This window comes from Pseudomonas ovata (assembly GCF_003131185.1).
In the GTDB taxonomy this organism is placed as follows: Bacteria; Pseudomonadota; Gammaproteobacteria; order Pseudomonadales; family Pseudomonadaceae; genus Aquipseudomonas; species Aquipseudomonas ovata.
This window is the reverse complement of the sequence record NZ_QFFU01000015.1, coordinates 55,885-82,673: the sequence shown is the minus strand read 5'-3', so window position 1 is coordinate 82,673 and position 26,789 is coordinate 55,885. Positions and strand designations below refer to the sequence as shown.

Genomic DNA, 26,789 nt, shown 5'->3' with positions numbered 1-26,789 from the left:
CATCATACCGACACCTGAGCAGCTCAGTATGGGGACAGCAGTCTGTTGTCCGGTTTGGCTGTGCGGTTTTCGAATGGACTCAGTGAAAGGATCGATCATGGGAACAGCCAGCTCGTCGGAGAAATCCAAACACCTCAAGCGGCGTGCCACGGTGATTTACTGCCGTGACGACGAGATCCTGTTTGTGCGCAAGCGCAAAGCCAAATGGAACCTGCCAGGGGGGCGGGTCGAGCGTGGAGAAACCCCCAAGGCCGCAGCCTTGCGGGAAATGGCCGAGGAAACCGGGCTTGAGTTCAACTCGCTGACGTTCGTCTCCACCTACCGGGAAGAGGCGGTCATCCATTTCATTTTCGAAGCGCGCAGGGCAGCGTCCAGGAAACCACGCCCGTGCAATGAGATCGACGATTGCCGGTGGCTTTCGGTCAAGGAACTGTGCAAGCGGGATATACGCGGCCCGATCCGCTCGTTGCTCAAGCGTTGTGCCCCGGATCTGGAGCGCAAGCTGACGCTTCATTAGGTTTTTCACTACCGGAGAAGATCGCCATGCCACACCGTGAACGAGCAGAAGTCGAACGGCTGGAGCAACACCTGGCCGATGCCTACACCGCGTACCGCAAACACTTCGACTCGGCACCTTATCCCTCCAGTGAGGAGGAGTGGGCCGAACTCAACCGCTATCGAAAAGCCGTCTCACAGGCCAGTGCTGCCCTGGACGCCTATTGTGCAGGGCCTGATCGATAACGTGCCGCTATGCCTTGCGCGCCTCGCTGACGCGAAATCGGATGTTATCCAGGTAATTTGATTTGAGTTCGGCGGCCAGGGGGCCCAGCACCGGGTTGGCCTTGAAGGGGGTCATCAGGTCTTCGACGATCTGCTTTACCCTGACCGTCGCCGCTTCCACGCTCGATGGCACACGCGGATCGAATTCAATCGCCTCCATGCGCTCGTCCAGCATTTTGAGTACGGGCTCTGCGTTCCTGATTTGCGTGCGGATTACATCAACCGACGTTTCCATCCTGACCTCCATGTAGTCATGCTTGAGAGCTCTGTATGGCGGCTTTCAGGCCGATTCTGAGCCTTCGTGATGGCGCGATTGTACCTGCCAAATGCTTCAGAATCTGGTCAGGCGGCATTATTTCTCAAGCACCTGTCCATTGCGGTCTGCAAAATGGATGGCGCGTCAGCGTTTTTCAAGACGTGCATGATGTCCCGTTGAGACAGCCGTGCCCCATGCCCTTGCCGCTGGATGAATGCGCTTATCTATCAAAGGTTTGTAAGAGGCGTCAGGCGCATGACGAAGCAAGAGGAGCGGGCGGGCAATAATAAAGTGGTCGCAAGGGCGCTGGCGTCTATCAAGGTTCCTTGCGCCGGGTCGATAGCCAACATGGCACCTTGGTTAAAGACCGGCTTGGGTATCGAAAGCTCACGAATAAAAACCAAAGAGGGCGTCCATGACCATTTTGCAGCGAGTAATCGGCGGGTTTGCGGTATTGGTGCTATTGCTGTTGGCAATGGCGGGTCTCAGCTATCAGAACACACGGTCCATCAGTGATCGTTTGACCGTGATCACTGGCCAGTCGGCGCCCTTGAGTCGCGCCGCCAGCGAGTTGTATGTGTATATCCTGCGCGCCCACCAGGCGTTGTTGGCCAATTTGATCAACGATAACCTGGCGCAGATTGATGCCGGTCAACAACCGTTTGATGACAGTATTCGTCAATTCAACGAGTTGCTGGGACGCACCGATGCTTATATCGGCGATCGCGATGAACTGCGGGCCAGTCTCGCGCAAGAACGTCAGTCCGTCAGTGTTTACGCCGAACAGGCCAAGGCCCTGATCGCCGTGCATCGCGCGCACGTGCAACAACTGGCGTTGAACCGCTTATTGCAAAGCTACAGCACCGTGCAAGCGGCTCAATTGACCCGTTATTTACGTGATTACATTGCCGGCGCACGCAGTGAAGACGCAGTAGCGCAAGTCGCCGCCGCAGAACAGTTGTTGCTTGAGGTCAATAAAGCCTACGACGGCCTGGCTGCGCACGCCGCCACACCCGATATCGGCGTCTTGCAGCGCGTACTCAATCTGCAGGACGAAGTGATCAATACGCGCCTGCAGGCCATGACGGCGGTCGATCCAAGGATCGGACGGATCACCGGGGTCATGGTCAATCGCCTGCTGACGGACTTGACGGCGGCCGACGGGCTGTTTCGGGCTTATCAGGCAGAAGCGCAACTGGACGCACAAGTGCTGCAGCAACGCCAGGCAGTCGAGACCACGTTGCAATCCACCCTGGCGCAGATCGGTCAATTCGGCAGTCAGGCGCTTGAAGTGGCCAATCAGGCCAGGGATGCTGCCAATGCCACCATCAGTACCGGCCGCACCTGGTTGCTGCTCGCCTGTGTCCTGGCAATGGTGGCGGCGGTGCTCATTGGTCTCTGGGTCGCTTTCAGCCTGCGCAGACCGCTGGCCGCCTTCCGTGAAGTCCTCAAGCAACTGACCGGCGGCGATATGCGCGTCAGCTTCGATGTCAGTCGCCGGGATGAATTTGGTGAGCTGGGCGGTTACCTGAATGAACTGACCGGGGCGTTGCGCACGATTTTTACCGAACTGATCCGCTCGGCCGACACCCTGGCCGTCACCGCAGGAAACAACGCCCTCAACAGTGAACAGACCACCCGCGTGGTGGATGAGCAAAAGGACAAGCTGCAATCGGCCGCCTCGGCCATGACGCAAATGGAAAGCACGGTGGAGGAGGTTGCACGGCGCGCGCAGGATACGCGCAAGGCCGTGGACGATACCCGCGACCTGACCGATGCGGTGCAAGAGCGTGTGTCTGAAACCATCGTCAATATTCGCCAGCAGGCCGAACAGGTCAACAAGGCTGCCGAAGTCACTGACGAGCTGCAACGGTATGGCCAGAGCATCGAGGGCATTGTCGTGGCGATCCGTGCCATCGCCGAGCAGACCAACCTGCTGGCCCTCAATGCCGCCATTGAAGCGGCTCGCGCCGGCGAGCAGGGTCGAGGCTTTGCCGTGGTCGCTGACGAGGTACGTTCACTGGCCGGCCGTACCCAGACCTCGACCGGGGAAATCCAGGACGTGATCGGCAAGATGCAGGAAAAGATTCATTCGGTCGTGCAGGTGATGAACGAAAGCCAACAGCAATCGAGCCAGTGTGTGACGCTGGCCTCGGGTGCCGGGGAGTTGCTGCTGTCGATGAGCGAGGCGGTCGGCACCATCCGCGACATGAATATCCAGATTGCCGCGGCCACCGAGCAACAGAGCGCCACCGTGCAAGACACCAGCCGGATGGTCATTCAGATCAACGATTCTGCCCAGCAGGCCGCTGACGGCGCCGAGCAGTCAGCGAGCAGTAGCCAGAGCCTGTCGAAGATGGCCAGTGTGCAGCGCGAGCTGCTTCAACAATTCAAAGTTTGACCCTTGGAGGTCAGAAAAATGAAAGCAGGGTCAATGCTCATTCTGGGTTCGATGCTGTTCATCACCGGCCTGGCTCAGGCCGCTACACCGCTGCTGGGTGTCGCCATGGCCAAGTACGATGACAATTTCCAGACGCTTCTGCGCAACAGCGTGCAGCAGCACGCGACCTCGGTGAGTGCCGATGTCTTCATGGAGAACGGTCAGGACAACGCCGACTTGCAGATGAGGCAGTTTCGCAACCTGATCGATTCTAAAGTGGACGCAATCATTGTGGCGACGGTCGACGACAAAAGTTCGGCGCAGATGATGAAGCTGGCTGACGCGGCCAGGATCCCGCTGGTCTTTGTCAACCGTAGCCCGGCGCTGGAAAAGCTGGCAGCACAAACCGCCTACGTCGGCTCCAACGAGCTGGAGTCCGGCACGCTGCAAATGGAAGAACTGGCGCGTCGTGCCGGCTACAAAGGCAACGTGGTCATAGTGGTAGGCGATCCCGGCAATGCCGCTTCGCGGATGCGCACCGAGGATGTGGAACACGTCGTCGCCAAATACCCGGGCATGAAAATCGTGCAGAAAAAGGTGGCCAACTGGGAGCGTAACCAGGCCGCCACCGTGGTGAACGACTGGGTCAAGCAAGGCCTGGACTTTTCGATCATTGCCGCCAATAACGACGAAATGGCCATTGGCGCCATCATGGGCCTGGAGAAGGCTGGCAAGCAGGCCAAAGACTACCTGGTCGGTGGCATCGATGGCACACCGGATGGATTGCAATTGATGGCCAGTGGAAAACTGGCGGTCAGCGTCTTCCAGGACGCCGCAGGCCAGGCCAGGCAAGCCGTGGATGCAGCACTTCGCCTGGCCCAGGGTCAGCCATTGGAGACCTCTTTGATCTGGGTGCCTTTCCAGCTGATCACGCCGGACAATCGGCATCAGTTCGAATGAAGCGTGTGAGTGTCATGGCGCCTCATAGTGGATGCGGGTGATGAACCAGACGGCTTCCCCTGTCGGCGTGGCGACCACCACTTCGTCGTCCTCCTGCTTTTTCAACAGCGCCCGGGCCATGGGCGAATCGATCGAGATGTAATCGTTGCGGCCGTGGATTTCGTCATAACCCACGACCCTGAATGTCTTCTGGTCGCCTTGCTCGTTTTCGATCTCGACCCAGGCGCCGAAGAACACCCGGCCTTCCTGCTCGGGTGAGTAGTCGACCACTTTCACATCTTCCAGGCGTTTGCGCAGGTAGCGCACGCGCCGGTCGATTTCCCGAAGCAGTTTCTTGTTGTACTGGTAATCGGCATTTTCGCTGCGGTCGCCCAGCGCGGCCGCCCAGCTGACTTTCTGGGTGATTTCCGGGCGGTACACCCGCCATAGATGATCCAGTTCGGCCTTGAGCTTGTCGTGGCCTGCGCGGGTAATGATATTGGTCGCCACGTCCTCTCCTTGAAATGTGTGTTGGTTGATGCACTGGCTGGCCCGGCAATATAGCGACCTTGAGCAAGTCAATGTGCACCAATCGCCACGCAAAAGGCCCGATACTGCGCCTTGTGGATGACCGGCCTGTGACAGTGCACTGCAAAAACACCTCAAATGGATATAAAGGTGGCCCTCGGTTGATTTGCCCTCAGATAGCCATTACGGTGCGCGTGTAAAGATTTGTTAACCGGGCTTTGCAGGAGCATGCCGTTGAAAATCGTTCAAAAGATCAGCCTGGCGGCGGCCGGTGTGTTGTTTCTCACCACCGGCTTGTTGTCGTTCACGCAAATCAGCCAGGTGCGCGATTCGCTCTACAAGCAGACATCAGCCAGCATCAGTGAGTCGAGCAGTGCGCTGGCCCGGCAGATCGAGAACTGGCTCAACGCCAAGCTCAAGCTCATGGACCTGACAGTGCAGAATATCGCCGGCAACTACAGCCCCGAGCAGATCGAGCGCAGCATCAACAGCCCGGTGCTCAAGGACGAATTCATCATGATCTTCGGCTCGCAGGCCAGCGACGGCAAGACCTTGAAGAACCTCGATTCCTGGCAGCCCAAGGCCGATTACGACGGCCGTACCCGGCCCTGGTATGCGCAGGGCAAGGCGGCCAGCCAGACGGTACTGACCGAACCCTACATCGACAGTACCAGCGGTGAAAACCTGATCTCGGCAGTCACGCCCTTGCGCAATGGCGGGCAATTGACTGGCGTGCTGGGCGGCGACCTGCGCCTTAAGACCGTGGTCGATGCGGTCAATACCCTGGACTTCAACGGTGCCGGCTATGCGTTTCTGCTCAGCAAGAGCGGTAACATTATTTCCCATCCCAAGGCCGACATGAACGGCAAGAACTACAGCCAGTTGTTCGACGGCCAGCAGCCGGCCCTGACCGGCACCCTGCAGGAACTCAAGGTGGGCGGCGAGACCTTGCTGGTGTCCTTCACACCGTTATCGCAGTTGCGCGGGGCCGAGTGGTACATCGGGGTGGTGCTGGACAAGCAGATCGTCATGGCCGAGGCCAACAGCCTGAGCTGGCGCGCCGCTCTGGCCACCTTGCTCGGGGTGATCATCAGCCTGGTGGTGCTGGGCTCGTTCATGCGTCATCTGCTCAAACCGCTGGACCTGCTGCATCGCTCGATCAAGGAAGTGAACAGCGGCGGGGGCGACCTGACCCGGCGCCTGCCAACCCACGGCAACGATGAAGTGGCGATTGTCTCCAGGGAGTTCAACGACTTTCTGCAAAGCCTGCAGAACCTGGTCAGCCAGATTCTCGGCACCTCCAACCAGGTGCGCCAGAGCACGGCCCTGACCTCGCACGAAGCCAACCAGGCCGACAGCCGCTTGCAGCGTCAATTGCAGGAGCTCGATCAACTGGCCACGGCCATGCAGGAAATGTCCTCGACCGCCGAAGACGTGGCACGCAACGCCCAGGTGGCCGCGCAGGCCGCGCTGGCCGCCAACCAGGAAGCCGAGAACGGCGAGCGGGTGGTGCTGCGTTCCACCGAGGCGATCAAGCACCTGGCCGCAGAGATGGAAGATACCGGCAGCGCGGTCCTTGAGCTGGCGCGCCTGAGCGATAACATCGAGTCGATCCTGTCGGTGATCACCAGCATTGCCGAGCAGACCAACCTGCTGGCGCTCAACGCGGCCATCGAAGCGGCGCGCGCCGGCGAGTCCGGACGCGGGTTTGCCGTGGTCGCCGACGAAGTACGTACCCTGGCGTCACGCACGCAAAAGTCGACCCAGGAAATCCGCCTGATGATCGACCAGTTGCAGTCAGGTGTACGCCAGGCCGAGTCGCGCATGCAGAAAAGCCGCGACAGCGCCAGCAAGACCGCCGAGGAGGCCGGTGCCGCCAATGAGATGCTGACGCGCATCCGCCAGGCGATCGTGCACATCAACGACATGAACACCCAGATCGCCACCGCTGCCGAAGAGCAGAGCGCCACCACCGAGGAAATCAACCGCAACACCACCAACATTCGCGACATCAGCCACGAAGTGGCCGCCGGTGCCGAAGAACAGGTGCGTCAATGCGGGCTGATGGGCGAGCAGGTTCAGCAGCAGAGCCAGTTGCTGGGGCGGTTTAATGTGTAAGCGATTGTCGCTGCGGCATGTTTACCTGCACCATTGAACCCTTTTGCCGCTGCCAGGCACTAAGCTGCACTGCCCGGCAGCGGCTTTTCCCGCTGCCTGCCGATCCTGAGGATAACAACCCATGCGCCTGGCCTTTGCCGCTTTCGCCCTGCTGACTTCCATGACCGCCCTGGCCGACACACCCATACAGCCTGTGGTGCGCTGGACCCTGCTTGATCAGCATGAGCAGGCCTACACGCTGGACGACAAGGCGCAGGTGTTGCTGGTGGCGCGCAGCATGTCGGCCGCGCGCATGGTCAATGCCGCCTTCGAAGATCAGGCACCGGGGTATCTGGACGCGCGCCAGGTGATCTACGTCGCGGACATCGAGATGATGCCTTCGCTGATGAAACCGGTGATCATCCCGGCAATGCGTTCGGCCAAGTACCGCATCCTGCTCGATCAGGACGGCCGCGTGGCCGCCCGCTATGCCGGTGACCGTGACAGCGTGCAATGGCTGAAGCTGGACAAGGGCGTGGTCACCCAGGAAAAGCATTTCACCGACGCTGAAGGCCTGGGCAAGGCGGTGGCCGAACTGGCCCGGTAACCGATCATCCGCCGCGCTGCCGCGCCTACCGCTCTTTGCGCGATCCCCTATAGCCCACAGCATTCCACTGGGTGGCGAGTGGGACCTGGTCGACGGCGGCACCCTGGCCCACTCGTTTGCCGGTCGCAAGCCTGGCGCGCTGTAGGAGCGCGCTCTGCCCGCGACCGAGTGCGAAGCGCTCGCAGAAATCTATGAAACGCTGAAAATTTACGACTGCTGACGCAGCCGGTCGCCGGCAAGCGGGCTCCTACAAGGCCGATTCAGCTGGTGGTCACCTTGTTGAAGATCATCTGCAGGTAGCGCACCAGGTGTTGCTCGCCTTCGAAGGCGGCGTCCAGGTGCGCCTGGGCGGTATGCAGGTGCTGGTGCAGTTGCTGGGTCACCTTGTGCGGACCATAGAGGGAAATAAAGGTCGACTTGCCTTCGTCCTTGCCCTGGTCCTTGGCGTTGTCAGGGCTGCTGTCCTGCAAGTCGTCGTACAGCTGGAAGGCCTGGCCCAGTTCCATCGCAAAGCCTTGCAGGGCCGCACGCTTGTCGGCGGCGGCGTCGCTCACCATCCAGGCCATGTCCATGATGGCGCTGAACAGCACGCCGGTCTTGAGTGTGTTGGTGCAGGCGATCTGCTCGGCCGAGCGTTCGCCCTGGCCTTCACGCAGGTCCTGGAACTGTCCACGCACCAGCCCCTGCATGCCCACCGCATTGGCCAGCACCTCGACCAGTTGCGTGCGCGTGGCCGCAGGCAGGTCCTGGATCCCGGCCACCACCGCAAAGGCCCGGCTCAACAACGCCACCGCCGTGAGGATCGCCACGTCCTGACCGAACTTGAGGTGCACGGTGGGGCGCCCGCGGCGCAGCTTGGCGTCGTCCATGCACGGCATGTCGTCCAGCACCAGGGAGGCGGCGTGGACCATCTCCACGGCGCAACCCAGCTCCAGCGCCTGCCGGCCGTTCTGGCCCAGGCCTTCGGCGGCCAGCATCAGCAGGATGGGGCGCATGCGCTTGCCGGGGGCCAGGGTGCTTTCGCGCATCGCCAGCACAATCAGGTCGCGTTCGTTACCACTTTCGGGCAGCAATTCATCCAGACGCTGTTCGACGCTTGCACGCACCTTTGCCAGGTGCTCTGTAAAGCCGTTTTCTAGAGGTGTGCACGCTGCTGCTGGGGTCATGTCCGAATCCTGAATCGTGGCAGACAACCCGCTTGGGTCATCCTGGCAAAGGTTTTGTCCGCTCGCTTCTTGGGACGGAACGACTGGCGTTCCCAGGTGCCTGAAGAGCAGCATCTTGTACGTAAGTTGTGCAAAGCAGTGTACCTTGTACAACTTTGATTCACATGTAGAGACAACGCTTCATTCGAAATGATTCCAGGGACACACAACTGTCATGAGTGAACACGATTTAAGCCGGCGCAAGGATGATCATCTCAATATCGTGCTCGACAGCCTGGACGACGCTCATGGCGCCGGTTCCGGACTTGAGGCGCTGCGGTTCGAGCATTGCGCATTGCCGCAGCTGAGTCTGGACGAGATTGACCTCGGTAGCCATCTGCTTGGCATCTCTTTGCGTGCGCCCTTGTTGATCAGTTCCATGACCGGGGGGGCCCAGCGCTCCACGGCGATCAACCGGCACCTGGCCGAAGCGGCCCAGGCGCTGGGCATTGCCATGGGCGTGGGCTCGCAGCGGGTCGGCCTGCAAGGCGGCAGCGACCAGGGCTTGACCGGCGAATTGCGCCGCCTGGCGCCGGACATCCCGTTGCTGGGCAACCTGGGCGCGGCACAATTGCTCGGCCCTGACGGCCTGGACCTGGCGCACCGCGCCGTGGACAGCCTGCAGGCCGATGCCTTGATCATTCATTTGAACCCCTTGCAGGAAGCGGTGCAGGCCGAGGGCGACCGCGACTGGCGCGGTGTGCTGGACGCCATAGCCCGCACCGTCGACAGCCTCGGGGTGCCGGTCATCGTCAAGGAAGTCGGCGCCGGTCTGTCGGCCCAGGTGGCCCGGTCGCTGGTCGAGGCCGGTGTCCAGGTGCTCGATGTGGCCGGGCAGGGCGGCACCAGCTGGGCGGCGGTCGAAGGCCATCGGGCCCGCACGCCGGCCGACCGGGAAGTGGCCATGGCTTTCGCCGGCTGGGGCATTCCGACCGCCATCAGCCTGGTCAATGTGCGCCAGGCACTGCCCGAGGTGAAAATCATTGCCTCCGGTGGTATCCGCAACGGTGTGGATGCGGCCAAGGCCCTGCACCTGGGGGCCGATCTGGTCGGTCAGGCGGCCGGGGTCCTGCAGGCCGCCACCGTCTCGACGCAAGCGGTGATCGATCACTTCGAAATCATGATCCGCCAGTTGCGCATCGCCTGTTTCTGCACCGGATCGGCCAACCTTGCGGCCTTGCGCCAGGCGCGGCTGGTGGGCTCGTATCAATCGGCGCCCTATCGGTCATGAGTCACTTCGGGGTCGTGGCACCGGCCTACTACAGTCACTTCCAGGCGTTTCAGGCATTGGCCGCGACGCTCTTGAACCGTGGCCATCGGGTGACCTTTTTTCAGCAGGCCGACACCCGCGCCTGGCTGAGCGACCCCCGTATCGATTTCGTCACTCTGGGCGCGGCCAGCCATCCGCCTGGCAGCCTGGCCGCGGTCTTGCGCCGCGCCGCCCGGCCGAGCCTTCCGCTGGGGTTGCGGCGCATCATCCAGGACCTGGCGGCCAGCACCGCCATGCTGGCCGCCGAGCTGCCCGGCGCCTTGCAGCAATGCCAGATCGATGCACTGTTGTGTGACCAGATGGAAGCCGCCGGGGGCCTGGTGGCCGAAGCGCTGGGGTTGCCGTTCATATCGCTGGCCTGCGCCTTGCCGATCAATCGCGAGCCACAGTTGCCCTTGCCGGTGATGCCGTTCGCCTATGGCACCGATGAGCGCAGCCTGCGTCTGTACGAGGGCAGTCGCCAGGTGCATGACTGGCTGATGCGGCCGCTGCGCCATGCCTTGCATGGGGTGGCGCGGCAACTGGGTGTGCCGCCGCGTGACGGTTTGCACGAGTGTCTTTCGCCGCTGGCGCAGATCAGCCAGACCTTTGAAGGGTTCGATTTTCCACGCCAGGCGCAACCGGCGCATTTTCATGCCGTCGGCCCCTTGCGCACCACGGTCAACGAGACGCCGGGCATCTGGCCGATCAAGGACCAGCGTCCGCTGGTTTTCGCCAGCCTCGGTACGCTGCAGGGCGACCGTCTGGGCATGTTCAAGCAGATGGCCATGGCCTGCCGTCACCTGGACGCGCAGTTGCTGATCGCCCATTGCGGGGCCTTGAATGCTGCCCAGGAAAGCGTGCTGCTACGCGATGGCGCCACCTGGGTGACCGATTTTGCCCCGCAACGCTGGGCACTGGAACAGGCCGATGCGGTGATCACCCATGGCGGGCTGAACACGGTGATGGATGCCATTGCGGCGCACACCCCGATGTTGGTCATGCCCATCGCCTTCGATCAACCGGGGGTGGCGGCCCGGATCGATTACCGGCGCATTGGCCTGTCATTGAGCCGCCGCGCCAGTGCGGCGCGCATTGCCCACAGTCTGACCCAGGTGCTGCAATGGCCGGGCGAGCCCTTGCAGCGCCTGGCCACTGAACTGCAACAGGCCGGCGGCGTGCGTCGCGCCGCCGATATCGTCGAACAGGCCATCGCGACCGGGCAACCGGTCATTACCAAGGAGGCACTTGCGTGATCTGGGATCTGATTCTGGCCGGCGCCGGGCTGGCCAACGGGCTGATTGCCCTGCGCCTCAAACAGACGCGGCCCGAGCTGCGTGTGTTATGCATCGAGCAGCACAGCGAGCCGGGCGGCAACCACACCTGGTCGTTTCACGATGGCGACCTGAGTCCGGCGCAGCGGCAATGGCTGGCGCCATTGGTCGTCAAGACCTGGCCGGGTTACGACGTGCATTTTCCGCAGCGTTCGCGACGCCTGAACAGTGGTTACGCCTCGATCACCTCCGAGCGCTTTGCCAGCGTGCTGCGCGACACACTGGGCGAGGACCTGCGCACCGGGTGCGGCATTCGCCAGCTTGGCGCCCGCCATGTGGTGCTCGACAGCGGCGAATGTTTGCAGGCGCGTGCCGTGATCGACGGCCGCGGCCTGCAACCCAGCGCTCATCTGGTGCTGGGCCAGCAGGCGTTTCTCGGCCAGTTGCTGCGCCTGCGTGAGCCGCACGGGCTTGAGGTGCCGATCATCATGGACGCCCGGGTGGCGCAAGGCGACGGCTACCGCTTCGTCTATGTGCTGCCGTTCAGCGAAGACACCGTGCTGATCGAAGACACCCATTACGTCGACCGCCCGCTGGCGTCGGCGGCGCAGCTGCGGCAGAACATTGCCGAGTACGCCAGCCAGCAGGGCTGGACCGTCAGTGAATGCCTGCGCGAAGAAACCGGCGTGCTGCCCATTACCCTGGCCGGCGACTTTGCCGCCTTCAAGGCGCAGACGCTCAGGCAACCGGTGTCGGGCCTGCGCGCCGGGCTGTTCCATTGCACCACCGGCTACTCGCTGCCCCATGCGGTGCAACTGGCTGACTGGATCGCCACACAGACCGACCTTGATGCCGAGGCCCTGGCGCGTGGCATCGGTCTTTTGGCGGATCACCAGTGGCAGCGCCAGGGCTTTTACCGCCTGCTCAATCGCATGTTGTTTCTGGCCGGGCGCGCCGATAATCGCTGGCAGGTCATGCAGCGTTTCTACGGCTTGCCTGAAGGGCTGATCGGCCGCTTTTATTCAGGCCGCAGCCATGTGTTCGACAAACTGCGCATCCTTTCCGGTAAACCTCCTGTCCCTGTGGGTGAGGCCATGCGCGCGGCGCTGCGCCACTTGCCCCGGCATTTCGAGAAACATTCATGACCCAGGCAAAACAAGCAGTAGTGATTGGCGCAGGTTTCGGCGGGCTGGCCCTGGCGATCCGCCTGCAGGCGGGTGGCGTGCAGACCACGTTGCTGGAAAAGCGCGACAAGCCCGGCGGCCGGGCCTATGTGTATGAAGACCAGGGGTTTGTCTTCGATGCTGGCCCCACCGTCATCACTGACCCGAGTGCGATTGAGGAGCTGTTTGCGCTGGCCAAAAAGCCCATGGCCGATTATGTCGAGCTGTTGCCGGTGTCGCCGTTCTACCGCCTGTGCTGGGAAGACGGCACGCGGTTCGACTACGTCAATGACCAGGCCGGGCTGGACCGGCAGATCCATGCGATCAACCCCAAGGACGTGGCCGGTTACCAGCGCTTCCTGGCGTATTCCAAGGCAGTGTTCGAGGAGGGTTATCTCAAGCTGGGGGCCGTGCCGTTCCTGACCTTTCGCGACATGATCCAGGCCGGGCCGCAACTGGCGCGCCTGCAGGCCTGGCGCAGCGTGTACGGCAAGGTGGCGAGCTTTATCGAGGATGAGCGCCTGCGCCAGGCGTTTTCCTTTCATTCGTTGCTGGTGGGCGGCAACCCGTTTGCCACCTCATCGATCTATACCCTGATCCACGCGCTGGAACGCAAGTGGGGCGTATGGTTTCCCAAGGGCGGCACCGGCGCGCTGGTCAAGGGGCTGGTGAAACTGTTCGAGGACCTGGGCGGGCGGGTCGAGCTCAATGCCGATGTGGCCGGCATCGACGCCAGCGGCGGCCGGGTCACCGGGGTACGCTGCAAGGACGGTCGGCACTGGCCGGCCGACTGTGTGGCCTCCAACGCCGATGTCATGCACACCTATGCCGACCTGCTCGGCCAGCACCCGCGCGGCCAGCAGGAAGGCAAGCGCCTGGCCGGCAAGCGCTTCAGCAACTCGCTGTTTGTCATCCACTTCGGCCTCAAGCGCCCGCAGCCGCAATTGCAGCACCACACCGTGTGCTTCGGGCCGCGCTATCGCGAACTGATCAACGAGATCTTTACCGGCGACCAGTTGGCCGAGGATTTCTCGCTGTACCTGCATGCCCCGTGCGTCACCGACCCCAGCCTGGCGCCGCCGGGCTGCTCCAGCCACTACGTACTGTCGCCGGTGCCGCACCTGGGCAATGCGCCGATCGACTGGAGCGTGGAAGGGCCGCGCTACCGCGACCGCATTTTCGATTACCTGGAAAAGCACTACATGCCGGGCTTGCGTGAAGACCTGGTCACCAGCCGCATCTTCACCCCGTTCGATTTTCGCGATGAGCTCAACGCCCACCTGGGCTCGGCGTTTTCGCTGGAGCCAGTGTTGCAGCAAAGCGCCTGGTTTCGCCCGCACAACCGCGATGCCAGCCTGAGCAACCTGTACCTGGTGGGCGCCGGCACCCACCCCGGCGCCGGGGTGCCGGGGGTGATCGGCTCGGCCAAGGCCACCGCCGGCCTGATGCTTGAAGAGGTGCATGCATGAATTCAGCGGTCGACGACCAGCGCCTGCTGGACCATGCCATTCAAAGCATTGAGGTCGGCTCGAAAAGCTTCGCCGCTGCCTCGCGGCTGTTCGACCCGGCGACCCGCAGCAGTGCCGTGATGCTGTACGCCTGGTGCCGGCATTGCGACGATGTGATCGACGGCCAGGAGGCCGGGCACGATGCCGTGGTGCTCAATGAAGAAGAAGTGCATCGGCGTCTTGAGGCGCTGGTGGCCAATACCGAGGCGGTGTATGCCGGCCTGCCGATCCAGGACCCGGCTTTTGCCGCGCTGCGCGAAGTGGTGCGCCGGCATGACCTGCGCCGTCAGTACGCGCTCGAGCACCTGGCCGGTTTCGCCATGGACGTACACGCCCGCGAATACCGGCACATTGAGGACACGCTGGAGTACTGCTATCACGTGGCCGGGGTGGTGGGCCTGATGATGGCCCAGGTGATGGGCGCCCGGGACGAAGCGACTCTGGACCGGGCCTGCGACCTGGGCATGGCCTTTCAGTTGACCAACATTGCCCGCGACATTGTCGAGGACGCCCGGGTAGGGCGCTGCTACCTGCCGCAGGACTGGCTCGATGAACTGAATATTCCACCTGCGCAACTGGCCGACCCCGCGCATCGTCAGGGCCTGGCGGTGCTGGCGCAGCGCCTGGTCGATCTGGCCGAGCCGTTCTACCAGAGCGCGCAGGCCGGCCTGACCGCCTTGCCCTGGCGTTCGGCCTGGGCGGTGGCGACGGCCAGTGGGGTCTACCGGGAAATCGGTGTCAAGGTGCGCCAGCGCGGCGCTCAGGCCTGGGACATGCGGGTGTCGACCTCCAAGGCCGACAAGCTGCGGCTGGTCGCGCTCGGTGCCTGGCGCGCGCTCACTTCCCGTGGTCGGCAGTGGCCGGCGCGTTCGCAGGCGTTGTGGCAGCGTCCGCTTCAGCACGGTTCAGCGGCCCGCCATGCAGGGCCCGCAGCTGCGCCTTGAGCGTGGCGGTCGAGGGGGCATAGAGGAAGCCGAACGACACGCAGCGGTGCTGGCCGGCCACGGCATGGTGCATCAGGTGCGCCTGGTACAGGCGCTTGAGGTAACCGGAGCGCGGCACATGGCGAAACGGCCAGCGCTGGTGCACCAGGCCGTCGTGGGCGATGAAATACAGCAGCCCGTAGGCGGTCATGCCGGCGCCGATCCATTCCAGCGGGTTCCAGCCCGCCGTGCCCAGGGCAATGAGCACGATGGCAAGAATGGCGAACACCACCGCGTACAGGTCGTTCTTTTCGAACCAGCCGTGGCGCGGCTCGTGGTGCGAGCGGTGCCAGCCCCAGCCCCAGCCGTGCATGATGTATTTGTGGGCGTACCAGGCAAAGGCTTCCATGCCCACCAGCGTGGCGAGAAAGACCAGTGTGTTGAGTATCATTGGGCGTGACCTGCGGTTGTTCTGTGCATGGGACTGTCGAGGTGCCTGGATGTTCTGTGCCGTTGCATCGAGGCACTGTGAAACCTTGTTGCAGGGTACAGCAACGCGTCGCTCATGGCCTGCCTGCCATCGGTGCGCAAGTCATCTTCTTTGAACCGTCCAGCGGCATGCGGGTCTTTGCTGGTAACGCTGACAATGGAGGTTCTCATGATCAAGGATGCCGTGCACAAGACCCTGGCCGTGCTGGCCTGTTCAAGCCTGCTGGCCGCCTGCGCCAGCCACGACAGCCCGTCTGCGGTGGATGCGCCGGGCGCCGCCAAGAAACCCCTGACCCAGGCCCTGGAAAGCGGTGCCGACCTCATGCAGGGGCATCCGCCCATTGCGGCGCTCAATGCCTACCTGGATGGCTTTCACTTCTACAATGGCCATCCGCAGGCGCAGATGGAAGCGCATCACTACTGCTCGATCCTCAACGAGGAGGTGATCCAGTGCGTGATCTACGACGGCAACCTCAAGGACGCCAAATTGATGGGGGTGGAATACATCATCAGCGCCCGGCTGTTTGCCGGCCTGCCCGCCGAAGAAAAGCAGCTTTGGCACAGCCATGTGCATGAGGTGAAGTCCGGGCAATTGATTGCCCCCGGCATTCCTGAGCCGGCCGAGCATGCCTTGATGCAGAAGCTGGTCGGCACCTACGGCAAGACCTGGCACACCTGGCACACCGACCAGCAGAAAACCCTGCCGCTGGGCGTGCCGCAATTGATGATGGGCTTCACCGCTGACGGTCAGATCGAACCGGGCAGGGTGGCTGAACGTGACAAGCGCTTCGGGGTCGACAGCGAGGCGAAAAAACGTGATCGCCAGGACATTGCTGCCCCGGCCATCGACCCTGGTGCCGATGCCTGGCAGCGCGGCAAGGTGTTCCAGATTCCTGACCCCACCGGCAGTCATCGCCACGGGGCAACACCCTGAGCATGCGCTACCCGACGACTCCCGACGGGCGCTATTTTGTGGTCCGGGAACGGCTGTGGCGTTGCAGCAATCCGGCGTTGCCCGACGCGCAGCGCCAACATTGGGTCGATGAACTGATGGCTGCCCGCCGTGACGTGCGACGGGCCAAGACTCATGAAGACCCGGCCGGCTTGCGCAAGGCGCGCGCCCAGGTCGATGCCTGCAAGGTGCATCTGGGCGAGCGGGGGGCGGTGTGGTGGACCGATGGCGCACCGGATTTCAATCGCTACAAGGTCCATAACACCCCGTACGCCGACTGGTATGCCGCACTGACAGGCGATTGAGCGGCGTACAAGGCACAGCGGCGATAGTGATCCCGGCCCCGGCGATGCTACCGTCAAACCCTTTGAACCTGAGGAGTGATCATGCAAACGTCTGCCTGGAATGCCGACCCGCTGGTATGGGGGCACGGCCCACGCACCTTCGAAGTGTTTCTCGAACCGACCTGCCCGTACTCGGTCAGGGCTTTTGGCAAGCTCAAGGCCCTACTGGCGCAGGCGGGCGAGACACGCATCACCGTCAAGGTGCGCCTGCAGTCGCAGCCGTGGCACCTGTATTCAGGGGTGCTGGTGCGCTGCATCCTGGCAGCCTCCACCCTGGAAGGCGGCAAGGACACGGCCTGGACAGTGATGGCGGCGATTGCCGCGCACCGTGCTGAATTCGAGTTCGACCACCACGCCACCGGCCCTAACCGCGACGCCACGCCCAACGACATCATCGCCCGCCTGGAAGGCTACAGCGGCGTGAAGCTGAGCGAAGCATTCGACCAGCCGGAACTGGAGCACGCCATCAAGTGGCATAGCAAATACGCCCGGCAGAACGGAATCCATGTGTCACCGACCTTCATGGTCGACGGCCTGGTGCAGGCCGACCTGGGCAGTGGCGACACGGTCGAACAGTGGATGGCCAAGGTCCTGTAGGAGCGCGCTTGCCGGAATGCCGGACCACCGCGACCGAGTGCGCAGCGCTCGCAAAATCTGCGAAACGCCAAAAATCTACGACTGCTAACGCAGCCGGTCGCCGGCTTGCCCGCGACCGAGTGCGCAGCGCTCGCAAAATCTGCGAAACGCCACAAATCTACGACTGCTAACGCAGCCGGTCGCCGGCTTGCCCGCGACCGAGTGCGCAGCGCTCGAAAAATCTGCGAAACGCTACAAATCTACGACTGCTAACGCAGCCGGTCGCCGGCTTGCCCGCGACCGAGTGCGCAGCGCTCGAAAAATCTGCGAAACGCTACAAATCTACGACTGCTAACGCAGCCGGTCGCCGGCAAGCGGGCTCCTACACCCCCCCAGCCCGGCGTCCTGTCCATCTATCCCTCGCGCAACACGCTCAGCGGGCTGGCGTTGAGCGCGCGGCGGGTGCCGTAGACGCCCGCGCCGCCGACCAAGAGGGCGCCGATCAGTGGCAGGACCAGCAGCCACGGGTGCGGCGACCATTGCAGGTCGAAGGCAAACCGGTACAGCACAAAACTCACCAGTTCGCAGCCCAGTGCCGCCAGCAGGCCGCTGGCCGCGCCAAGCAGGCCGAACTCGATGCGCCGCGACGTGATCAGCAAGGCCCGCCGGGCCCCCAGCGCCCGCAGCAAAGCGCCCTGGCGAATGCGCTCGTCCAGGGTGGCCTGCAAGCCGGAGAACAGCACCGCCACGCCCGCCGCCAGCACGAACAGCAACACGAACTGCACCGCCAGCGTCACCTGATCGAGAATGCTGCGCACCTGCGCCAGCAAGGCTTCCACGCCCAGAATGCTGATCGACGGGTAAGTCCGCGACAGCTCGACGATCTGCCGGTCGTTGCCCGGTGCCACATAGAAGCTGGTCATGAAGGTGGTCGGCAGGTCGGTCAGGGTGCCGGGCTGGAAGATGATGAAAAAGTTCGGCTGGAACGTGTCCCAGTTGACCTCACGCAGGCTGCTGACTACGGTCTCGCGGGTCAGACCGCCCACCGTGAAGCCCAGCCGGTCTCCGAGCTTGATGCCCAGGCTGTCGGCCAGTTTGGCCTCCACCGACACCCGTGGCATCGCATCGGCAGCGGCTGGCGCTTCGTTGGCCTGCCACCACTGGCCGGCGGTGATGGTGTTGCCTTCGGGCATGTCGGCCGCCCAGGTCAGGTTCAGGTCGCGACGGGTGGCGTTCTCGCCACGCGAGTCCTTGGTCACGAACTCGTTGACCGGCTTGTCGTTGATGCTCACCAGGCGGCCCGGCACCACCGGGTACAGCGGTGCCGAGTGGCTGGACAGGCCGGTCAGGGTGCGGGCGAAGTTGTCCTTGTCGGCGGGCAACACGTTGAGCACGAAGTAGTTGGGGGCATCTTCGGGCAACTGGTTTTGCCAGGTGTCGAGCAGCTCGCCGCGCAGCAGGGCAATCAGACCCATCGCCAGCAGGATCAGGCCGAAGGCCAGGGATTGCCCGGCGGCTGCCAGTGGGTGGCGCAGCAACTGGCCCAGGCCCAGGCGCCAGGGCAGCGGGGCGCCGGCCAGCAGGCGACGCAGGCTGTTCAGGCCGACCAGCAACAGGGCGCCAAATACCAGGGCGGCGACAATGCCGCCGCCCAGCAGGGCAAAGGTCAGCACCAGGTCCAGGCTCAGGCGCCACATGATCAGGCCCAGCGCCACGATGGCGGTGCCGTACACCAGCCAGGAACTGGCCGGCACCGGCAACATGTCGCGGCGCAGCACGCGCAAGGGCGGCACCCGGCCCAGGGCGGCCAGGGGCGGCAGGGCGAAGCCGGCCAGGGCCACCAGCCCGGTGCCGATGCCCGCCAGGGCCGGCACGATACCGCCGGGCGGCACGCTGGCCGGCAACAGGTTATGCAGCAGGGCAAACAGCCCCAGTTGCGCCAGCCAGCCCAGCAGCGCACCGGCCAGGCTGGCCAGCAGGCCGATGATTGCCAGTTGCAGGCTGAACAGCACCAGCGCTTCGCGGCGTGACAGTCCCAGGCAGCGCAGCAGGGCGCTGGCATCGAAACGCCGTGTGGCAAAGCGCGCCGCCGACATGGCCACCGCCACGCCGGCCAGCAACACGGCAACCAGGCTGGCCATGTTCAGGTAACGTTCGGCCTTGCCCAGCGCGCCGCCGATCTGCTGGCTGCCGTCGCGGGCGTCCTTGATCTCCTGGTGGGCCTGCAGGCCCGGTTCGATGGCCTTGCGATAGGCCGCCAGGGCTTCAGGCGGGCCGCTCCACATTTCGCGAAAACTCACCCGGCTGCCGGGCTGCACCACGCCGGTGGCCTCCAGGTCCTGCAGGTTGATCATCACCCGAGGGGTCAGGCTGTAGAAATTGCCGGCGCGGTCCGGTTCATAGGTGAGGATGCGCGTCAGCTTCAAGGGTTTGGCGCCGACGTCGATCATGTCGCCGACCTTGAGGTTGACCGCCGGCAGCAGGCGCGCCTCGGCCCAGGCTTCACCGGGAGCGGGGCCTGTGCTGACCTGATCGGGCTGATAGAGGTCGGCGGCGCTTTTCAGCTCGCCGCGCAGCGGATAGGCATTGTCGACCGCCTTGATACTCGACAGCTGGATACCGTCGTCGGTGGCGATCACGCTGGAAAAGATCACGATGCGGGCGTGGCCCAGTTTCAACTGCTCACCGGCGGCGCGTTGTTCGGCGGTGGCGGGGCTTGAGCCTTCAAGAATGAGGTCGGCACCGAGGAATTCGGTGGCGCGCAACAGCATGGCGGCGTTCAGGCGCGCGCCGAAGTAGCCGATGGCGGTGCTGGCGGCCACTGCCACCAGCAAGGCGAAGAACAGGACCCGCAACTCGCCGGCGCGGGCATCGCGCTGCAGTTGGCGGGTGGCAAGGCTGAACAGACGCGATAAGGGCATGCGGGCCATCAAGGCTCCAGAGGGGCGATCTGGCGCCCGGCTTCAAGGCGGATCAGGCGACGGCAACGCTGCGCCAGCCGCTCGTCATGGGTAACCAGCACCAGGGTCGTGTTGCGTTCCTTGTTCAGTTCGAACAACAGGTCGCTGATGCGCTCGCCGGTATGACTGTCGAGGTTGCCGGTCGGTTCGTCGGCGAACAGCACCGCAGGGTCGGCGGCAAAGGCGCGGGCGATGGCCACCCGTTGCTGCTCGCCACCGGACAGCTGGCGTGGGGTGTGGGTCAGGCGCTGGCCCAGGCCGACCCGCTCGAGCAGGGTGCGGGCGCGCTCGCGGGCGTCCTTGCGGCCTTCAAGCTCCATGGGCAGCATGACGTTTTCCAGGGCATTGAGGCTGTCGAGCAACTGGAACGACTGGAACACAAAGCCGACGTGCTCGGCGCGGACCCGGGCGCGTTCGTCTTCGTCCAGTTGACTGAGGGTGTTGCCTGCCAGCGTCACGTTGCCGGCGCTGGGCAGGTCCAGGCCGGCGAGCAGGCCCAGCAGGGTCGATTTGCCGGAACCCGAGGCGCCGACAATGGCCAAAGAGTCGCCCTTGTTCAGTTCCAGAGAAAGTTCGTGCAGGATGGTCAGGTCACCTTCGGTGCTGGGGACCACTTTGCTGAGGCTTTGGGCACTGAGAATACTTTCACTCATGGAGAGTCCGATGCGTGCGTGGTTATTAAGTGCTGCCCTGGGTTTACTGCTGCTGTCACAGGGCGCAATGGCGGGTACGGTATTGATCGTTGGGGATAGTATCAGCGCGGCTTTTGGGCTGGATACCCGTCAAGGGTGGGTCAGCCTGCTGCAACAGCGTCTGCAGGCACAGGGTCTGGATGACAAGGTGGTCAATGCCTCTATCAGTGGCGACACCAGTGCCGGGGGGCTGGCGCGGCTACCGGCGCTGCTTGCAGAGCATAAGCCCTCTGTGGTGGTGCTTGAACTGGGGGGCAACGACGGCCTGCGTGGGCAGCAGCCGGCACAATTGCAACAAAATCTTGCATCGATGATCGAGCAGTCGCAAAAGGCCGGCGCCAAGGTGCTGCTGCTGGGCATGCGCATTCCGCCCAACTATGGGCCACGCTACACCCAAGCGTTCGAGAAGGTCTATGCCAGCCTGGCCGAGGAGAAAAAGGTCCCGTTCGTGCCGTTTTTTCTTGAAGGGGTGGGCGGCGTACCGGGCATGATGCAGGACGATGGCCTGCATCCGGCGGCCGGCGCCCAGGCGACCTTGCTGGAAAATGTCTGGCCGACGCTGAAACCGCTGCTTTGAGGCTTTTCCGGGCGCACACTTTCGGCTAAGGTGGCGCCCCCTTCACCGGAGCCCTTCATGCCGCCGCGCCCCGCCTGGTCCTTGTATGCCTACCAAATGATCGAACCGGACGATCAGCTTGACCTGTTCGCCTGTCAGGAGGTCAAGGTCCATCTGATCGCTCGCCAACTGGTCCTGGGCGGCTCGGCCGACCGTACGCTGTGCGGCACGCTGCTGCCGGCCCAGCCGCGTCTGTTACAGGCGCAGACACCGGTGTTGCAGGATGAGCGGCTGTGCCCGCTGTGCAAGGCCATTCTCGATGCCCAGCGCCGGGGCATGAAGCCGATCTGGCCTGAGCTGTAAACCGCCAGACACGCTCGTACTTCCGCCCTTGTAGTGCTGGTGTACACTGCCCATCTTATTGTCCCGTTCAGCCGAAGGATTCACCGGATGTTGTCGCGCATTCCTGTCGTTGCCCGCTGTCTGTCTCTGGTTGCACTGTGGGCAGCCGGTTCTGCCCATGCCATCGAACTGCCCTTGCCCGCGCCGGGCGAAGACATCGTCGGCCAGGAGCAGATCATCGAAGCCCAGTACGAAGACACCTTCGCCGACCTGGGCACCCGTTATGGCCTAGGCTATCTGGAGATGATCGCCGCCAACCCCGGCGTGGATGCCTGGTTGCCTGGCGCCGGCACGAAAATCACCCTGCCGACCCGCTTCATCCTGCCGCCGGGCCCGCGCGAGGGCATCGTGATCAACCTGGCTGAGTACCGCCTGTATTACTACCCCAAGGGCAAGAACACGGTCTATACCTACGCTCTGGGCATTGGCCGTGAGGGCTGGGGTTCGCCGATCGGCAACACCAGGGTGGTGGCCAAGACGCCGAACCCGACCTGGACACCGCCGGCCTCGATCCGTGCCGAGCACGCCGCCGAGGGTGACATCCTGCCGACTGTGGTGCCGGCCGGTCCCGACAACCCGCTGGGGCCGTTCAAGTTCGGCCTGGGCATGTCGGGTTACCTGATCCATGGGTCGAACAAGAAATTCGGTATCGGTATGCGCACCAGCCACGGCTGCTTTCGCATGTACAACAACAATGTGCTGGAGCTGGCCGACCTTGCGCCGGTGGGCACCCCGGTGCGAATCATCAACGAGCCGTACAAGTTCGGTGTCAGTGGCGGCAAGGTCTGGCTGGAGGCGCACACGCCGCTGGACGAGGAGGGCAACCCGTCAGTGGTCGACAAGCACACGGCGGTGATCAATACCCTGCTCAAGCATGAAGGCCTGGCCGGCAGCATGCGCACCAACTGGGACACCGTGCGCGATGTGGTCGCTGCCGAAGAAGGCATGCCCACGGAGATTGCCGTGCCAGTGGCCAGTGCCCCCAATGCCGCGCCAGAACAGCAAGTGGTCTGGTAGGCGCGCGCTTGCCGGAATGCCCCCTCCCACACCAGCTCCCTCACACAAGCCCCTTGCGCATAAGCGCCCGCGCACGGCAGCAGCCGGCAGGCATAAAAAAGGCCGACCCGCGCAAGCGGGTCGGCCTTTTCATAATCCCGAAGGGACTATTACTTGCGGCTTGCCTTGTCGAGCATGCGCAGAGCGCGCTCGTTGGCTTCGTCGGCAGTCTGCTGGGCTTTTTGAGCGGCAGCCAGAGCTTCGTCAGCCTTGCGATAGGCTTCGTCAGCGCGCGATTGTGCACGAGCAGCGGCGTCTTCGGTAGCGGTCAGGCGAGCTTCGGTTTCTTTCGATACGCTGCTGCAACCGGTAGCCAGAACAGCAGCCAGGGCCAGTGCAGAAAGTTTCAGAACGTTATTCATCGGGTTCCCCTTCAAGGACTTTTCTTCAAATACGTCACCTCTCGAAGTGAGAAAATGACTGGCGTACATGGTACTCATTGTTTGTAGTAAGTAAACGGACGAAGCGCAAGATACCGGTAAAATTCTTGCCTTTTAAAGTCTTCCATCATACTTCTCAAGCGAATTGTTTAAAAACGCACCGCCTGGCTGCGCCCCCCTGTGATTGCACAGTGTCATGTCCGGAACATGACAGTGAACCGCATGGCCACCGTGACTTTACCGGCGGGCGAGCGTCTCAATGGACAACTTCCGGGGTGTCCCGGTTCAATGGGGCCCTGCCGATTCGATCATGCACGTTTTTAAGCGCGCGGGCTCTTGAGCACAGCGTACAATGGCGCCTACTATTTGCGGGTGCTGTTAAGGGTAATCGGCCATGCTGTTACCGGTGTCCAGTCAGGCACAGGTGGCGTAGAGGTTCCTTCGCCGGAAAAACATCGGTAAGGTAGGGGTCCAATTCCAAGACCCGCTAGGAGTAATGATGAGCGAGGCGTTTTCCATCCACCATGATCAGGCAGGGCATCAATTCACCATTGATATCGATGGCCATCGAGCCTACCTGACCTACATGGACCTGGGTCAGCAGACCCTGGATTTTTACCGCACGTTCGTACCCGATGCGTTGCGCGGTCGCGGCATTGCGGCGGCACTGACCGAACAGGCACTGGCGTTTGCCGACAAGGGCGGCTATACGGTGATTCCCTCATGCTCTTATGTCGAGCGCTACATGGAGCGCCATGAGCTCAGGAGCGGGGACCAGAACGTACGCGGCTGAGGCGGCGCTGCATGAAAAACGCCGGGCATTGCCCGGCGTTTTCGTGTCTGCCCTCTGTCAGCCGCGCTGGCGCGCCGGCAAGACGTCCTTGAGCTTGGCGTGCATGCTGCGCAGGGTCTTCTCGGTGGCTTGCCAGTCGATGCAGGCATCGGTGACCGAGACGCCGTATTGCAGTTCGGCCAGGTCCTTGGGAATCGATTGTGCGCCCCAGTTCAGGTGGCTTTCGACCATCAGGCCGATGATCGACTGGTTGCCTTCAAGAATCTGGTTGGCCACGTTCTCCATGACCAGAGGCTGCAGGGCCGGGTCCTTGTTGGAGTTGGCATGGCTGCAGTCGACCATGATGTTGGGGACCACGCCGGCCTTGTTCAGGGCCTGCTCGCACAGCGCCACGCTGACCGAATCATAGTTGGGCTTGCCGTTGCCGCCACGCAGCACCACATGACCGTAGGCATTGCCCTTGGTGGTGACGATCGAGACGCCGCCTTCCTGGTTGATGCCCAGGAAGCGATGCGGCTTGGAGACCGATTGCAAGGCATTGATGGCCACGGTCAGGCCGCCGTCGGTGCCGTTCTTGAAGCCGACCGCCGAGGACAGGCCCGAGGCCATTTCGCGGTGAGTCTGCGATTCGGTGGTGCGCGCGCCGATGGCCGACCAGCTGATCAGGTCCTGCAGGTACTGCGGCGAGATCGGGTCCAGGGCTTCGGTGGCCGTCGGCAGGCCCATCTCGGCCAGGTCCAGCAGCAACTGGCGACCGATGTGCAGCCCGTCCTGGATCTTGAACGAGTCGTCCAGGTACGGATCGTTGATCAGGCCTTTCCAGCCAACCGTCGTGCGTGGCTTCTCGAAATACACGCGCATGACCAGATAAAGGGTGTCCGACACTTCGGCAGACAACGCCTTGAGACGCTCGGCGTACTCCTTGGCAGCCTTGAGGTCGTGGATCGAGCAAGGCCCGACCACGATGAACAGGCGGTGGTCCTTGCCATCGAGGATGTTGCGGATCACTTCACGGCCTTCACTCACGGTCCGCTGCGCCGAAGCGGTCAGGGGAATCTCGTGCTTGAGCCTGTCAGGGGTGATCAGCGTCTCGTTGGAGGCAACGTTGAGGTCGTCAATCGGTAAATCGGCCATCGGGTTACTCATCTGGTCACGGTGACTGGCCGCCGATGCAGGATGTGCGGGCGGATCCAGCGGGTTTGCGCTGTGCGGGGTGCAGAACCTTAGCGCGTTAGCGCGTGTTTCGACAAGCTGGCGATGGTTCCCGATGGTCAGCAGGGCAAGCCACCTGACGTATAGTGCTGCCGCTGATCGATCATTCAACCCGCTACAGGTGCCCGCATGAGCGTCGTATTGGAACAGTTGCAACTCAATGACCTGGACATCGATCATCAATTGCTGGCCTTGCCAGGGCGCTCGCTGGTGCTGTTCACCGGTGAGGGTTGTGCGAGCTGCCACTGGGCCCGCGAGCGCCTGCCGCTGATGAACCTGCCGCTGGAGCGCCTGTGCTGGGTGGATGCCGGCCGCAATGGCGGTGCCGTGCAGCGTTATGAGGTCTTTCATTTGCCGGCCTTGTTCGCGGTGCGCGACGGCCGCTTTCAGGGTGCGATACGCTCAAGCCTGGATCAGCAAGCCTTGGTTCGCGCCATTGCCCAGGCCTTTGAGCGCGAACCTGACGAGTTACCGTAAACGACCAGAAGGATGCGTATCACAATGACAGCAACCCTCCACGGCGGCACCGTCATGGCTTCAGGCAGCACCGACAAGTTGATCGTGGCCATCTCGTCACGGGCCCTGTTCGACCTCGAGGCCAGCCATGCGGTGTACCTGAGCAGCGGCGTCGAGGCGTACCGCCAGTACCAGATCGACCACGAAGATGAGCTGCTGCTGCCCGGCGAGGCGTATCACCTGACCGAGAAGCTGTTGAACCTCAATGCCCTGCTGGGCCGTGAGCGGGTGGAGGTCGTGCTGGTCTCGCGCAACAGCGCCGACACCGGCTTGCGGGTGTTCAATTCGATCCAGCACTACGGACTGGGCATCACCCGCGCCGCGTTCGTTGGCGGGCGCAGTCCGTATCCTTATCTGGCGGCGTTTGGCTGCCATCTGTTCTTGTCCACCCACGCCGAGGATGTGCGCAGCGCCCTGGACGCCGGTTTTGCCGCCGCAACCATTCTGTGTGGCGGGGCGCGGCGCGATTTTGGCAGTGAATTGCGCATTGCCTTCGACGGTGACGCGGTGCTGTTCGCCGATGACTCCGAGCGCGTCTACCAGAGCGGCGGCCTGGCCGCATTCCAGGCCAGCGAGCAGCAATCGGCCCGCGAGCCGCTGCGCGGCGGGCCGTTCAAGCCGTTCCTGGCGGCGCTGAACCTGTTGCAGAGTGAGTTCCCCGAACACGCCTGTCCGGTGCGCACAGCCTTGGTGACCGCCCGCTCGGCGCCGGCCCATGAGCGGGTCATCCGCACCTTGCGCGAGTGGAATATCCGTCTGGACGAGTCGCTGTTTCTGGGTGGCTTGCAAAAAGCGGCCTTTCTGGAGGCGTTCGGGGCCGACATGTTCTTCGACGATCAGGCCGGGCATTGCGAGCGCGCCAGGCAATTCGTGGCCACCGGTCATGTGCCGCATGGCATCAGCAACGAGCCAAAACCCTGAAACGCCCCACCGATCAGTGTCTGCGGCCGTC

Annotated in this window: 28 protein-coding genes and 3 pseudogenes; 23 read left to right on the top strand and 8 right to left on the bottom strand. The window is 63.1% G+C overall.

Going from position 1 to position 26,789, the window contains the following annotated elements:
* Positions 1–97: 97 nt before the first annotated feature.
* Both DGA31_RS19155 and DGA31_RS19150 read left to right on the top strand, forming a co-directional pair.
* Entirely contained in the window at positions 98–517 is a 420-nt protein-coding gene (locus DGA31_RS19155; protein ID WP_109513616.1) for an NUDIX hydrolase, read from the top strand.
* Positions 518–543: 26 nt separating this feature from the next.
* Entirely contained in the window at positions 544–741 is a 198-nt protein-coding gene (locus DGA31_RS19150; protein ID WP_109513615.1) for a hypothetical protein, read from the top strand.
* Between the two features lie 7 nt (positions 742–748).
* Here the strand turns inward: DGA31_RS19150 and DGA31_RS19145 are convergent, their stop codons facing one another.
* Positions 749–1,015: a hypothetical protein gene (locus DGA31_RS19145; protein ID WP_109513614.1), complete on the bottom strand. Its 267-nt coding sequence runs from the start codon at positions 1,013–1,015 to the stop codon at positions 749–751.
* A gap of 436 nt (positions 1,016–1,451) precedes the next feature.
* Here DGA31_RS19145 and DGA31_RS30840 point away from each other — a divergent pair.
* The 3 genes and pseudogenes from DGA31_RS30840 to DGA31_RS19135 all read left to right on the top strand — a co-directional run.
* Positions 1,452–2,579: pseudogene (locus DGA31_RS30840) on the top strand (HAMP domain-containing protein); the annotation flags it as partial.
* Positions 2,580–2,723: 144 nt separating this feature from the next.
* Complete coding sequence (locus DGA31_RS30835; protein WP_421957986.1) at positions 2,724–3,437, top strand: methyl-accepting chemotaxis protein; 714 nt, start codon at positions 2,724–2,726, stop codon at positions 3,435–3,437.
* 18 nt (positions 3,438–3,455) lie between these two features.
* Complete coding sequence (locus tag DGA31_RS19135; RefSeq protein WP_109513612.1) at positions 3,456–4,376, top strand: substrate-binding domain-containing protein; 921 nt, start codon at positions 3,456–3,458, stop codon at positions 4,374–4,376.
* 12 nt (positions 4,377–4,388) lie between these two features.
* Here DGA31_RS19135 and greB read toward each other — a convergent pair whose 3' ends face one another.
* A complete protein-coding gene (gene greB, locus DGA31_RS19130) occupies positions 4,389–4,865 on the bottom strand; it encodes a transcription elongation factor GreB (RefSeq protein ID WP_056837345.1) in 477 nt (158 codons plus the stop codon).
* 246 nt (positions 4,866–5,111) lie between these two features.
* On the opposite strand from greB, the pseudogene DGA31_RS30830 reads away from it, so the two are divergent.
* The 4 genes and pseudogenes from DGA31_RS30830 to recR form a co-directional block, all read left to right on the top strand.
* Positions 5,112–6,143, top strand: a pseudogene (locus DGA31_RS30830) (cache domain-containing protein); the annotation flags it as partial.
* Positions 6,144–6,287: 144 nt separating this feature from the next.
* On the top strand, positions 6,288–7,001 hold the full coding sequence (locus DGA31_RS30825) for a methyl-accepting chemotaxis protein (protein ID WP_421957985.1): 714 nt from the start codon (positions 6,288–6,290) through the stop codon (positions 6,999–7,001).
* 121 nt (positions 7,002–7,122) lie between these two features.
* Positions 7,123–7,587 (top strand): hypothetical protein, encoded by a 465-nt coding sequence (locus DGA31_RS19120; protein WP_109513611.1) that lies wholly within the window; start codon positions 7,123–7,125, stop codon positions 7,585–7,587.
* A 43-nt stretch (positions 7,588–7,630) separates the two neighbouring features.
* A pseudogene (recR, locus tag DGA31_RS19115) lies at positions 7,631–7,732 on the top strand (recombination mediator RecR); the annotation flags it as partial.
* Positions 7,733–7,847: 115 nt separating this feature from the next.
* Here the strand turns inward: recR and DGA31_RS19110 are convergent.
* Positions 7,848–8,753, bottom strand: a complete 906-nt coding sequence (locus DGA31_RS19110) for a polyprenyl synthetase family protein (protein ID WP_109513610.1) — start codon at positions 8,751–8,753, stop codon at positions 7,848–7,850.
* 214 nt (positions 8,754–8,967) lie between these two features.
* On the opposite strand from DGA31_RS19110, the gene fni reads away from it, so the two are divergent.
* The 5 genes from fni to DGA31_RS19085 are packed head-to-tail and all read left to right on the top strand — an operon-like array spanning position 8,968 to position 14,930.
* Positions 8,968–10,023 (top strand): type 2 isopentenyl-diphosphate Delta-isomerase, encoded by a 1,056-nt coding sequence (gene fni / locus DGA31_RS19105; protein ID WP_109513609.1) that lies wholly within the window; start codon positions 8,968–8,970, stop codon positions 10,021–10,023.
* Positions 10,020–11,297 (top strand): glycosyltransferase, encoded by a 1,278-nt coding sequence (locus tag DGA31_RS19100; protein WP_109513608.1) that lies wholly within the window; start codon positions 10,020–10,022, stop codon positions 11,295–11,297. The genes fni and DGA31_RS19100 overlap by 4 nt, the downstream gene beginning before the upstream one ends.
* On the top strand, positions 11,294–12,460 hold the full coding sequence (gene crtY, locus DGA31_RS19095; RefSeq protein ID WP_109513607.1) for a lycopene beta-cyclase CrtY: 1,167 nt from the start codon (positions 11,294–11,296) through the stop codon (positions 12,458–12,460). Before DGA31_RS19100 ends, crtY begins: the two co-directional genes overlap by 4 nt.
* Positions 12,457–13,947 (top strand): phytoene desaturase, encoded by a 1,491-nt coding sequence (locus tag DGA31_RS19090; protein WP_109513606.1) that lies wholly within the window; start codon positions 12,457–12,459, stop codon positions 13,945–13,947. The genes crtY and DGA31_RS19090 overlap by 4 nt, the downstream gene beginning before the upstream one ends.
* On the top strand, positions 13,944–14,930 hold the full coding sequence (locus DGA31_RS19085) for a phytoene/squalene synthase family protein (protein ID WP_109513605.1): 987 nt from the start codon (positions 13,944–13,946) through the stop codon (positions 14,928–14,930). Before DGA31_RS19090 ends, DGA31_RS19085 begins: the two co-directional genes overlap by 4 nt.
* Here the strand turns inward: DGA31_RS19085 and DGA31_RS19080 are convergent.
* On the bottom strand, positions 14,824–15,360 hold the full coding sequence (locus DGA31_RS19080) for a sterol desaturase family protein (protein ID WP_056837362.1): 537 nt from the start codon (positions 15,358–15,360) through the stop codon (positions 14,824–14,826). The two genes, DGA31_RS19085 and DGA31_RS19080, sit on opposite strands and share 107 nt — an antisense overlap.
* Before the next feature lie 207 nt (positions 15,361–15,567).
* On the opposite strand from DGA31_RS19080, the gene DGA31_RS19075 reads away from it, so the two are divergent.
* The 3 genes from DGA31_RS19075 to DGA31_RS19065 all read left to right on the top strand — a co-directional run bounded on the left by DGA31_RS19075 (position 15,568) and on the right by DGA31_RS19065 (position 17,291).
* The gene (locus DGA31_RS19075; RefSeq protein WP_109513604.1) at positions 15,568–16,332 is read left to right on the top strand and encodes an OBAP family protein; all 765 of its coding nucleotides are present in this window, start codon (positions 15,568–15,570) and stop codon (positions 16,330–16,332) included.
* Between the two features lie 2 nt (positions 16,333–16,334).
* Positions 16,335–16,655, top strand: a complete 321-nt coding sequence (locus tag DGA31_RS19070; protein WP_109513603.1) for a hypothetical protein — start codon at positions 16,335–16,337, stop codon at positions 16,653–16,655.
* Between the two features lie 81 nt (positions 16,656–16,736).
* Positions 16,737–17,291 carry a DsbA family protein gene (locus DGA31_RS19065; protein ID WP_056837371.1) on the top strand — a complete coding sequence of 185 codons (555 nt, stop codon included), beginning with the start codon at positions 16,737–16,739 and terminating at the stop codon, positions 17,289–17,291.
* Between the two features lie 392 nt (positions 17,292–17,683).
* On the opposite strand, the gene DGA31_RS19060 is transcribed toward DGA31_RS19065, so the two are convergent.
* Complete coding sequence (locus DGA31_RS19060) at positions 17,684–20,200, bottom strand: ABC transporter permease (RefSeq protein ID WP_109513602.1); 2,517 nt, start codon at positions 20,198–20,200, stop codon at positions 17,684–17,686.
* On the bottom strand, positions 20,200–20,883 hold the full coding sequence (locus tag DGA31_RS19055) for an ABC transporter ATP-binding protein (protein ID WP_056837373.1): 684 nt from the start codon (positions 20,881–20,883) through the stop codon (positions 20,200–20,202). The genes DGA31_RS19060 and DGA31_RS19055 overlap by 1 nt, the downstream gene beginning before the upstream one ends.
* 10 nt (positions 20,884–20,893) lie before the next feature.
* Between DGA31_RS19055 and DGA31_RS19050 the strand changes: the two genes are divergently transcribed.
* From DGA31_RS19050 to DGA31_RS19040, 3 genes are all read left to right on the top strand, one after another.
* Positions 20,894–21,499 carry an arylesterase gene (locus DGA31_RS19050; RefSeq protein WP_109513601.1) on the top strand — a complete coding sequence of 202 codons (606 nt, stop codon included), beginning with the start codon at positions 20,894–20,896 and terminating at the stop codon, positions 21,497–21,499.
* Between the two features lie 57 nt (positions 21,500–21,556).
* Complete coding sequence (locus DGA31_RS19045; protein WP_056837377.1) at positions 21,557–21,841, top strand: hypothetical protein; 285 nt, start codon at positions 21,557–21,559, stop codon at positions 21,839–21,841.
* Positions 21,842–21,928: 87 nt separating this feature from the next.
* Positions 21,929–22,897 carry a L,D-transpeptidase family protein gene (locus DGA31_RS19040; protein WP_109513600.1) on the top strand — a complete coding sequence of 323 codons (969 nt, stop codon included), beginning with the start codon at positions 21,929–21,931 and terminating at the stop codon, positions 22,895–22,897.
* Between the two features lie 149 nt (positions 22,898–23,046).
* On the opposite strand, the gene DGA31_RS19035 is transcribed toward DGA31_RS19040, so the two are convergent.
* Complete coding sequence (locus tag DGA31_RS19035; RefSeq protein WP_056837380.1) at positions 23,047–23,298, bottom strand: Lpp/OprI family alanine-zipper lipoprotein; 252 nt, start codon at positions 23,296–23,298, stop codon at positions 23,047–23,049.
* A gap of 517 nt (positions 23,299–23,815) precedes the next feature.
* On the opposite strand from DGA31_RS19035, the gene DGA31_RS19030 reads away from it, so the two are divergent.
* A complete protein-coding gene (locus tag DGA31_RS19030) occupies positions 23,816–24,109 on the top strand; it encodes a GNAT family N-acetyltransferase (RefSeq protein WP_056837383.1) in 294 nt (97 codons plus the stop codon).
* Positions 24,110–24,166: 57 nt separating this feature from the next.
* On the opposite strand, the gene DGA31_RS19025 is transcribed toward DGA31_RS19030, so the two are convergent.
* The gene (locus tag DGA31_RS19025; RefSeq protein ID WP_056837385.1) at positions 24,167–25,243 is read right to left on the bottom strand and encodes a 3-deoxy-7-phosphoheptulonate synthase; all 1,077 of its coding nucleotides are present in this window, start codon (positions 25,241–25,243) and stop codon (positions 24,167–24,169) included.
* 207 nt (positions 25,244–25,450) lie between these two features.
* Between DGA31_RS19025 and DGA31_RS19020 the strand changes: the two genes are divergently transcribed.
* Both DGA31_RS19020 and DGA31_RS19015 read left to right on the top strand, forming a co-directional pair.
* Complete coding sequence (locus tag DGA31_RS19020; protein WP_109513597.1) at positions 25,451–25,798, top strand: YbbN family protein; 348 nt, start codon at positions 25,451–25,453, stop codon at positions 25,796–25,798.
* A 54-nt stretch (positions 25,799–25,852) separates the two neighbouring features.
* Positions 25,853–26,758 (top strand): 5'-nucleotidase, encoded by a 906-nt coding sequence (locus DGA31_RS19015; RefSeq protein ID WP_109513641.1) that lies wholly within the window; start codon positions 25,853–25,855, stop codon positions 26,756–26,758.
* Positions 26,759–26,789: the final 31 nt, after the last annotated feature.